The organism is Anaerotignum lactatifermentans DSM 14214 (assembly GCF_900142265.1).
Taxonomy (GTDB): Bacteria; Bacillota; Clostridia; order Lachnospirales; family Anaerotignaceae; genus Anaerotignum; species Anaerotignum lactatifermentans.
On record NZ_FRAH01000013.1, the window covers coordinates 45,328 to 54,769 of the forward strand.

Sequence of the window (9,442 nt, forward strand, 5' to 3'; positions counted from 1 at the left end):
TAAAAAATGTTCACCAGTTCATCAGGCCGTAGCCCTTGATGCACTCGTAGGTCAAAGAGTAGCTCTTGATCTTGCAGGCGTCGCCGGAATTGCCCTCCACAGTGTAGACTTTGCTGCCGTCGGTGCCGACAACGATCCCCACATGATCGGCCCGGCCGTCCAGGTCCCAATCGAAGAAGATGGCATCGCCGGGGGCGATGTTGGCGTAATCCCGCCCGCCCCATTGTCCATGTGACTGGAACCAGGGGATGCCCTGGGACTGGCAGGCGGCAAAGCGCGGCTCCGTCAGCCCCATCTGGCCGTAGCACCAGGACACGAAGCAGGCGCACCACTCCACGCGGGAGGTAAAGCCGTACCAGCTCCAATAGGGCTGGCCGCCCACGTTGCCAACCTGGCTCTTGGCGATGTCCACCACCGCCTGGTTGCCGGGCCGGGTGCCGTTCACAAACTCCACACCGGCCAAACTCTCGGAATCGCTGGTGTCGGCGGACCCGCCGCCGAAGATCAGGGGCTTGTTGCCCAGCGTCTGCCGGTACACCTGGTACATCTCCAGTTGGTCCGGCGTCAGCAGTTCAGAGGCCACGGAAGATATAGGTTTGCTGGTGAGGGTCACATTTAAGATGTAATAGTTGTAGGGGACCTCGACCGTGTAGCTGTTGCCCTCGCTGTCCGTCCGGGTTTCGGTGCGGTAGCGCATCTCCACTTCCTCGGTCAGCGTCAGCTGGTACTGCGCCGCGAAGATACTTTCCAGCTCCGCCTGGGCGCTTGCCCGCGTGTAACCTTGCAGCACAGCGGACAGGTAGGCCGCCAGCTCGTGGGGGTCGTGGCCGATCATATCCAGGTCATAGCGGTACTCGTCATAGCCGGGGTGGCTGCTCTCGATGTTGTCGATCTCAGCTTGCAGCGCCGCCTCCTTGGCGGCGTAGTCGGCCTCCACCGCCACCAGCTCCGGGTCATCCGAAGGGTAGGTGGTGCCGGAAATCGCCGAACCGATGCTCTGCGCCATCATGGAGCAGGAGGACATGGTGTTGAGCAGCAGGCAGACCAGCAGGAAAATCGCCAGCAGGATGCCGAATCCCTTTTTGTGCTGCATCACATAGGCCCCGGCCTGCTGGGCTTTCTCCTTGACCGTCTTGGCCGCCTTGCCGGTCTTTTGGGCGGCACCGGCGGCGCTCCCGCCGGACTGTGCGGCCCGTTTGGCGGCGGCGTACTGTTTCTTGATTTGCTGTTTCTGCTGCCAGCGGGACAGTGGATTACTGGCTGCCGCAGGGTTTTCATAGACAGATTTCTGGAACAGCGCCTCGATGTTGGCCTTTTCCAGCTTCCGCTCGGCCTGGGCGGCCTTGCGGTAAGGTTTCAGTTTGTGGCTGCGGTAGCCCTCCCGGACCAGATGCACGCCGGTCTCTACGGCTTCCTCGGACTTGTGGGCGCTCTCCACGCCCACGTTATCGTCCTCGGTCTTGCGGATCTCCTGATGGAGCTTACCCGCCACCGCGTTGCCCGGCGCGTCCCGCACCGTATGGGACAGTTTGGAGGGCGGCCGGGGCTTATCCTCCAGCACCAGCTTGGTCGTGACCTTGCCGGTCTTGGGGTCCACCTCGGCCCGCTTGACCTGCTTTTTCGGGATTTTTGCCTGCGCCTTATCCGCTTTGGCGGCGGCCTTTTCCGCCTTGCGGATGGGCTTCTCCAGCGCCGGGTCCGCCCGTTCTTCCTCCGTAAAGCGCAGGCGCGGTTCCTTAATCAAACCATTCCCCCAGCATGAGGGAGGCCGCCATGCTGGAAAGCTCCGCATAGGCCGCCAGCCCCAGCGGACCCACAAAGCGGCACTCGGTCAGGCAGGCGTAGAGCTGGGCCACCACGTCGGCCAAAATCTGGACCTCGGTGCCCTCCAGCACGGCACCTCCGGCCTGCCCGCGCTGGACCTTGGCGGCGCACAGAATCTCCACCAGCCGCAGCAGGCCAATTTCGCCGGTTTCAGTCAGTTCAGCGGCCTGGTCCGCCGCCGTGCGGCACTCGGAAACGGCGTCCGCCATCGCCGTCAGCAGCGCGGTGCGCTGGGTTTCCAGCGCCCGGTCCAGAAACATCATGTGGTCGTTATGCAGAATTTCGGGTTTCATCGTCCATCAGCCTCCTTCATTTCCTGGGGTTTGGTCGTCATAATGCGATACAGTTCGGTATTCTTGGGGAAGTGGTCCACAAAGGGCAGGATGGTGGAGCCGTAGAACAGCAGCCCCTCGCCCTCGCCGGAGTGGGTCACATAGGACAGCTGGTGCGGGGAAATACCCAGCTGCCGGGCCAAAATCTGCCGGTCACCGCCCGCCTGGTTGAGCATATACACGAAGTCGGAGTTTTCAAAGATGTTCTCCACCTCGCGGGAAGAAAGCAGGTCCTTCACGTTCTGGGTGATGCCCGTGGGAATGCCGCCCCACTTTCGGAACCGCTTCCAAATCTCCACCGTGTAGGCGGCAGTCTGTTCCTCTTTCAAGAGCAGGTGCATCTCGTCGATGTAGTAGCGGGTAGACTTGCGGGCGGCCCGGTTGATGGTGACGCGGTTCCACACCTGGTCCTGGACCACCAGCATCCCGATCTTTTTCAGCTGCTTGCCCAGCTCCTTGATGTCGTAGCAGACAATGCGGTTGTTGATGTCCACGTTGCTGCGGTGGTTGAACACGTTGAGGGAGCCGGTGACGTAGATTTCCAGCGCCGTTGCGATGTACTGCGCCTCTTTCTCATCCTGCGCCCGCAGCAGGTCGTACAAATCCTCCAGAATGGGCATATTCTCCGGGCGCGGATCGTTGAGGTAGTCCTGATACACCAGCCGCACACAGCGGTCAATGATGGTTTTCTGCACCGGCTGCAATCCGTCCTTGCCGCCCACAATCAGTTCACACAGCGACAAGATGAAGTCGGATTTCAGCGACAGCGGGCTTTCATCGTCCGAATAGTCCAGGTTCAGGTCCATCGGGTTGATATAGTTGGTGGAGGTGGGCGAGATTTTGATGACCTGCCCGTGCAGGCGCTCCACCAGCGGCGCGTACTCGGCCTCCGGGTCACAGATGATGACATCATCGCTGGTGAGCAGGAAGCAGTTAGCGATCTCACGCTTGGCGCTGAACGATTTGCCGCTGCCCGGCGTGCCTAAAATCAGGCCGTTGGGGTTTTTCAGCAGCTTGCGGTCCACCATGATGAGGTTATTGGACAGGGCGTTGATGCCGTAGTACAGCGCCTCTTTGCCATTCTGAAAAAGCTCCTGGGTGGTGAATGGCACGAAGATGGCGGTAGAGCTGGTAGTCAGCCCGCGCTGGATCTCCACCTGGTTCAGCCCCAGCGGCAGAGAGGACATCAAGCCTTCTTCCTGCTGGAAGTCCAGCCGGGTCAGCTGGCAGTTGTACTTCTGCGCGATGGAGCTCGCCTGGAAGATGTTGTTGCCCAGCTGGCGGGGATTGTCCGCGGTGTTCAGCACCAAAAACGCCACCAGGAACATCCGCTCGTTGCGGCTTTGCAGGTCCTGCAACAGCTTCTTGGCCTCGGCCCCGTAGGTAGCAAGGTCGGACGGGATGATGTCCATGTCATACCCGGCGCGGACGGCCTTTTTCTGTTCCTCGATCTTGCTGCGGTCCAGGTCGGTGATCTTGCGCTTCACCGTCTTGATAGCCTTCACCTGGTCCACCGACTGGATGTGCAGGTTGACGATCAGGCTGCTTTCCATGTCCAGGAAATCCGCCAGCATCCGGTCGTTCAGCTCCGGGGCCAGAATCTGCACGAAGCTGACAGCCCCGTACTTTCTGCCCATGCGGAACTGCTTGCCGGTGCGGAACTCGAAGCCGGACGGGGCGATGAAGTCTTTGGTGGAAAGGCCGCTGGGGGCCAGCCAGTCCCACTCGAACTGGAAGGGCACCTGCTCATCCATGTGGAAGATGGCGTGAAGCTGGGCCAGCCGGGCTTTGCCGTCCAGCACCTCGGCGGCCACACCCAGCCGCTTGAAGTTGTTCAGCACATCGGTCTCGATGCGCTCCAGCCGGGGCTTGGCGGAGCGGATGCTGTCGGCCTCGATGGAAAAGGTCAGGTACTTGGTCTTGATGAGGCCGTTGTTGCCCCGCGCCAGCTGGTTTTGCAGCATCTGCGTGTACTCCACCCGGATGGGGTCAAAGTCATCTCCCTGAGCCGGGATGGTGATGCTGTTGGCGAAGGTCTCCTGGGACGCTGCCAGGTTCAAAAAGGACAGCTGGAAACGGATGGAGCTGTCAAAATAGTTGAGGAAATCGCACCAGCCTTCAAAGATGGCGGTCTTGTCCTCGTTCTGGCTGAGCTGGTAGTTGATGTCCTGGAACTGGATGGTCTTGGTGTAGCGGCCATCCGCCACCTTGCAGATGCCGTCCGGCCACATCCGCTCATAGGGGATGCTGTCCTGGGCGGACTGTTCCTTTTTGCCCGTGCGGTTGGCGCGGGCAATCGCTGCCTCGATCTGTTTGCGTTCGGCGCGGGTCAGCTTACGCCGGGGTTTGGTCTGCGGCTGTGCCGGTTCGGCCTGCCGCTTTGTCTTTGCCGCGAACAATGTCATACACCTCCTTGTCGAGATTTGCCTGCCGCTCCAACACGGCATAGAAGTTGTTGGTGCGGTAGGGGCGCTGCTTGGGCCGGATGACGGCCACCTTGAGGATGTTGCCGATGATCTTTTCCAGGGGCTGGCCGTGTTTTTCATACATCGCCAGCATGAAGAAAGGCAGCATGACGAGCATCATGCACATGGCCGCTACGCTGTTGCCAGCAGGCCCCCGGAGCAAAAAGAAAAGCGGCACGCCGATGAGCGCCCCGCAGCCGAAGCAGACAAGCTGCCTCTTGGTTAAATTGAACGCGACCTTGGTTTTGACTTTCGTCAAGTCTTTGGGTACGGGTACATAAGCCATTTTGCGTTTCCTCCTTCCTGGCTCAGTGCGCCTGAAAAACTGCTTTCGCGAGGCTGCCGGTTTTGAACAGTGTGAAGCACAGCAGCACGGTATAGCCCACGCAGCTCCAGATCGCCATGATGATGTCCTCCTCGGTGGCGATGTTCTGCACCAGTACGGCGTAGATCGCCACGCAGACGATAATCAAAAACGCCTGGAAGCCCAGCGCCAGCAGGCTGCGCAGGTAGTTCTGGCCCATGCCGCCCCATTCCTTGCCCATCATGGTCGCCATCGGGATGGGGGCCACCGACGTGACAAGTAGGGTAAGAACCCAGCGCCTTGCCATATCACTATGGCAGGTTTCCGAGAACTTCCCTCCGAACCGGACTTACACCTCTCGATGTATCCGGCTCTCCAGATGTCAGTCTAATTTCCCAGCGTGTAACTTATCGTGACAGTCAACGCAGAGTGCCATTGTCTTGCGCTTGCGCCCAATCATGGCAATTTCCCATTGTTTCTTGCCGCTTAAGTCTTTGAGTTTTCGTACATGGTGTATTTCAATCGGTACATTCTCTGCACCGCACCACTCACATCGACTCGCTTTCAGCCGCTTTATCAGGCTATTGCGTCCGTAGTTCTCAAACACTCTTGCAATCACATCGGGATTGCCGCTTTCCACTTTGGTATCACGGCGAAACCCGTTGTTGTAGAACAGCACCTTTCCAACCTGGCCGTTTTTCTTCGGATACTCCACAACAAAATCTTTCCCTTGACGGTACTTCTGAATGATTCTGCTAATTCGTGTCCGGTATTTTCCGGAAAAGGTCTTGAGCATACTGTATCTCATTACATAGTAGAAGTTGTTGAGGACAGACACATTGTTTGCGAGCCGATAGTAGTTGTACAATCCACGGATTTCTGCGTTGTACTGGTTCAGGATTTCCAAATCGTCCAGGTGCAACAGGCGGGTGCGCCGGACAGGTTCCCAAACCTCTCTGTTTCCATTCTGTTTGTCGTATCTGATTTTGAGGGCATGATAGGAGAGTAGCCGCTTGATCCACTTGTCGTGGGGGACATAGAGCAGGACCTTTCCGTTGTTTACTCGTCTGGTGGCTCCGGTTCTGGTCTTTTTGTTACACTCACCTTTGGCGATTGTGACCTCATATCCCAGGAACTTGGCAAAGTCATGCCCGTGGGTAATCAGAGTTTTTTCCTCGGACATTTCCAGATGGAGATTTTCCCGGATAAAGTGCCCCACATCCTGTTTGACCTGTTCTGCGTCCGCTTTTCTGCCAATTACTCCAATCAGAAAATCATCGGCGTACCGGATATAGAAAACTCTTTTATAGCCTTCGTCCATCTGGTCGCTGTACGGCATTGACCGCAAGCTACGCCGCAGTTCGCTGATTTCGGCGAGCAAGCCCTCTTTTTCCTCCTCGCTCATTTTGGAGATGTTTCTTTTGAGCCGTTCTTCTTTCCCCCGGCAGACATCCAATTTCTTCTTGAACGCCGGATTGATTCTACGGCGATCTCCGCAGTTGAACTTCTCTGCGTATTCCGCCATGAAGTGATCCAATTCGTTCAGATAAATGTTTGCGAGGATGGGGCTGATAATAGAGCCTTGCGGAGTACCGGAGTAAGTATTGTGGTAGTTCCAGTCCTCCATATATCCGGCTTTCAGGAACTTCCAGAGCAAACCAATGAACTGCTCGTCCGCAATCCGCTTTCGCAGAATGGCAATCAGCACGTGATGGTCTACATTGTCAAAACAGCCCTTTATGTCGCCCTCAACAAACCATTTTGTCCCCGTGAAATATTTCTGCACATACTTGAGTGCCGTATGGCAGCTTTTGTTCATGCGGAAGCCGTGGGAGTGGTCGCTGAAGGTTGGCTCATAGATACTCTCCAGAATGAGCCGCACCACCTCCTGTATCAGTTTGTCATCGAATGACGGTATTCCCAAGGGGCGCATTTTTCCGTTGGATTTCGGAATGTATGTTCTCCTTGCGGGGTTGGGCTGGTAGCTGGAATTCCGCATTTTTTCAATGAGGGCGTTGATTCTCGCCATTCCCATGCCGTCAATCGTCTTGCCGTCTGTTCCGGCAGTCATATTGCCTGGTTTTGCCTGTATCCGCTGGTATGCCAGCAGATAGAATTGTGGATTGTACAGATTGCGGTATAACCGCTCGTACTTGTAACTCTGGTTACACGCCTTGGATTTTAGGCTTTCCAACACATTCTCAGGACTTCTCATAATGCCTCACGCACCTTTCCTTTTTATGAGTTGGTTGACATCCTGCCTTCCTTCGCCATGTAGACGGCTTTCCCGTCCTCGGACTACTACGAAGGCTCCGTTGCCATGCCGGATATTCAGCGTCATCTTTCTTAGGTTTTTACCCCTTGAAATTTTTCACCTTGCGGCATTACGCATAGCCGGATGGTTCCGGCGTTCCGGTTTAGGCAATCTCCAGTTAGACACTTTGGGAAAAGCGTATTGTGATGTCGGAGTGGGTTTTCGTCCTTTTCCGCTTACTGCGGCTGGCTGTCATAAGTATCCTGCGGTCTGTGTATACCTGTCACATTCCGCTATGACATACGGCGAATACAACCATCCTACGCCGCCGGGTCGAGTATCCCGCCTCGGACTGCCCTTAAAGCAGTTTAGCCTTATTCCTTGTTCACAATGTTGCGTCTTGCCGCTCAGTCGTGGGTAGATGGTTTTCCCAACTTGCGACGTTTCCGGTACGCTATTGTCCCCCTTGTGGTTTCCCTCCGGGGTAAACCAGCTGACGCTAAAGCGACACTTTTTCAGCGTCTTTGATACTTTTCTTTACCGGCTTGCCAAAGCCGGATTCCCAAAATGTCCGCACACCGCCTGCGGATGACAAGCGGCGCTTCTGGACGCGCGGTAAATTTCGATCATACGGCCATAAATGACGATGAAAATGCAGATATACAGCGCCCACATGGTAATGCCGATAAAAAGCGACTGGAACCACAGGCCGAACAGCGGCCCCAGGTCCATATCCATCAGCCGGGACTCCATATCGGTCATAACAGCGGAGATGTCGATGGAAGCGTCCGAGCCGATGATGCCGGACGCCTGGGCCACCACGCTTTGGGCCATGTCGAACACGCCCATGACGAGGTTCCAGGTGTTGGTGACGAGCAAAATCGCGGCGGCGGATTTGAACACCCATTTGAAGATCATCCAGGTGTCCACGTCATGCAGGTTGTTGCGGTCGGTAATCATCTGGATCAGCTCCAGCGTCATCACGATAGCCAGGATCACGCCAGCAATCGGCACCATGATGGAGTTGGAGAGGTTCTGGATCATACTGAAAATGCTGCCGTTCCACCCCTGCGGGGTCTGGCCCACCTGTACGGATATATCCGCGACCTGCTGATTTACGCTGTCGAACATCCCCGATAAGTTTCCCATGATGCCGCCCACCAGCATCTCTTTCAGCCAGTTGGTAAGGGCATCCAATAAGAAATCCATACGGTGTCAAACCTCCTTTCAGCCCCTCCCGCTGTGCGCGGGAGGGGGCGAGGATTTCAGCGGGGTACGATCAGACGGTGAACAGGCCGGACAGCAGCGGTACAAGGACCATGCCCACGATGGCGACGCCCGCGCCGGCCATCAGCTGTTTCATGCCCTGCGACTTTACTGATGTGCGATAAAGAAGTAATAGAAATGTAAAAAATTTTGCCGTTCCTATCCGGCACTTGGCCATTGTGTCGGATAGGTCGGGCGTTAGGCTTCGGGCAAGTCAATCTTGCCGACAAAGCTGTAATAAATCTCAATGTCCTGCCTGCGGGTGCCGTTCTCGTCATAGCTACACTCATGCACGACGATTTTTTCAATCATTTCCCGCAAGAGGGTGGGGGTCAATTCCTCAAAGGCAAGGTGCTTTCGGACGATACCCATAAACTTTTCCGCGTTGACGGTGGCGGCCTGCGACTTGTCCAGTTCGGCCTGCAAAGCGGCGGCGCGGTCTTTCAGTTCCCGCTGTTCCTGCTCATAGTCTGCTGACAGTTCCATGAAACGCTCGTCACTGATTTTGCCGTTCACATTGTCCTCATACAGCCGCTTAATAATGCGGCTCACTTCGGAAATGCGCTCCTGCGCCTGTTCAAGCTGCCTCGTGGCTGCGGCGGTCTTTCTCTTGCCGCCGATCTCGTTCTGCTGGATAAGCAGCTTCACAAAGCGGCTCTCATGCTTGGCGGCATACTCCGTCACTTGCCGGAGATTGGAGAGGACACCGGCGGTCAACAGGTCGGTGCGGATAAAGTGCGCCGTACAGTCGCGGGTGCGCTTCTTGTAGCTGCCGCAGATGTAACAGTCCTGCTTGCGGTTCTTGTTCTGATACCGCTGCTGGTACATCACATGGCCGCAGTCGGCGCAGAACAGCATACCGGAGAACAGCCCCACTTCATCATAGCGGTTCGGGCGTTTGCGCTGCTTGCGTAACTCCTGCACGCGCTCCCATGTTTCCCGGTCTATGATAGGCTCATGGTGGTTCTCAAAAATGGCCTGCTTCTCCACGGGGTTC

7 protein-coding genes and 2 pseudogenes are annotated in these 9,442 nt (G+C 56.5%); all 9 read right to left on the reverse strand.

Features of this window, described 5'->3' with window-relative positions; genetic code table 11:
* Positions 1-10 precede the first annotated feature (10 nt).
* Positions 11-1,744, reverse strand: a complete 1,734-nt coding sequence (locus tag BUB35_RS05305) for a CD1108 family mobile element protein (RefSeq protein ID WP_072849841.1) — start codon at positions 1,742-1,744, stop codon at positions 11-13.
* The gene (locus tag BUB35_RS05310) at positions 1,737-2,117 is read right to left on the reverse strand and encodes a DUF3851 family protein (RefSeq protein ID WP_054334883.1); all 381 of its coding nucleotides are present in this window, start codon (positions 2,115-2,117) and stop codon (positions 1,737-1,739) included. The genes BUB35_RS05305 and BUB35_RS05310 overlap by 8 nt, the downstream gene beginning before the upstream one ends.
* Entirely contained in the window at positions 2,114-4,561 is a 2,448-nt protein-coding gene (locus BUB35_RS05315; protein WP_072849843.1) for a VirB4-like conjugal transfer ATPase, CD1110 family, read from the reverse strand. Before BUB35_RS05315 ends, BUB35_RS05310 begins: the two co-directional genes overlap by 4 nt.
* On the reverse strand, positions 4,491-4,907 hold the full coding sequence (locus BUB35_RS05320; protein ID WP_072849845.1) for a PrgI family protein: 417 nt from the start codon (positions 4,905-4,907) through the stop codon (positions 4,491-4,493). The genes BUB35_RS05315 and BUB35_RS05320 overlap by 71 nt, the downstream gene beginning before the upstream one ends.
* A 22-nt stretch (positions 4,908-4,929) precedes the next feature.
* Positions 4,930-5,208, reverse strand: a pseudogene (locus BUB35_RS05325) (hypothetical protein); the annotation flags it as partial.
* A gap of 99 nt (positions 5,209-5,307) precedes the next feature.
* Positions 5,308-7,140, reverse strand: a complete 1,833-nt coding sequence (locus BUB35_RS05330; protein WP_015573035.1) for a reverse transcriptase domain-containing protein — start codon at positions 7,138-7,140, stop codon at positions 5,308-5,310.
* A gap of 609 nt (positions 7,141-7,749) precedes the next feature.
* A pseudogene (locus BUB35_RS05335) lies at positions 7,750-8,388 on the reverse strand (VirB6/TrbL-like conjugal transfer protein, CD1112 family); the annotation flags it as partial.
* Positions 8,389-8,458: 70 nt separating this feature from the next.
* On the reverse strand, positions 8,459-8,623 hold the full coding sequence (locus tag BUB35_RS20255; protein WP_072849849.1) for a Maff2 family mobile element protein: 165 nt from the start codon (positions 8,621-8,623) through the stop codon (positions 8,459-8,461).
* Positions 8,624-8,643: 20 nt separating this feature from the next.
* Positions 8,644-9,442: DUF4368 domain-containing protein (locus tag BUB35_RS05345; protein WP_072849857.1), on the reverse strand; the 799-nt coding region annotated here is incomplete at its 5' end.

Coding starts and splice junctions, on each gene's coding strand:
- BUB35_RS05310 (WP_054334883.1), bottom strand. CDS start 2,117: ATGAAACCCGAAATTCTGCATAACGACCACATGATGTTTCTGGACCGG.
- BUB35_RS05315 (WP_072849843.1), bottom strand. CDS start 4,561: ATGACATTGTTCGCGGCAAAGACAAAGCGGCAGGCCGAACCGGCACAG.
- BUB35_RS05320 (WP_072849845.1), bottom strand. CDS start 4,907: ATGGCTTATGTACCCGTACCCAAAGACTTGACGAAAGTCAAAACCAAG.
- BUB35_RS05330 (WP_015573035.1), bottom strand. CDS start 7,140: ATGAGAAGTCCTGAGAATGTGTTGGAAAGCCTAAAATCCAAGGCGTGT.
- BUB35_RS20255 (WP_072849849.1), bottom strand. CDS start 8,623: ATGGCCAAGTGCCGGATAGGAACGGCAAAATTTTTTACATTTCTATTA.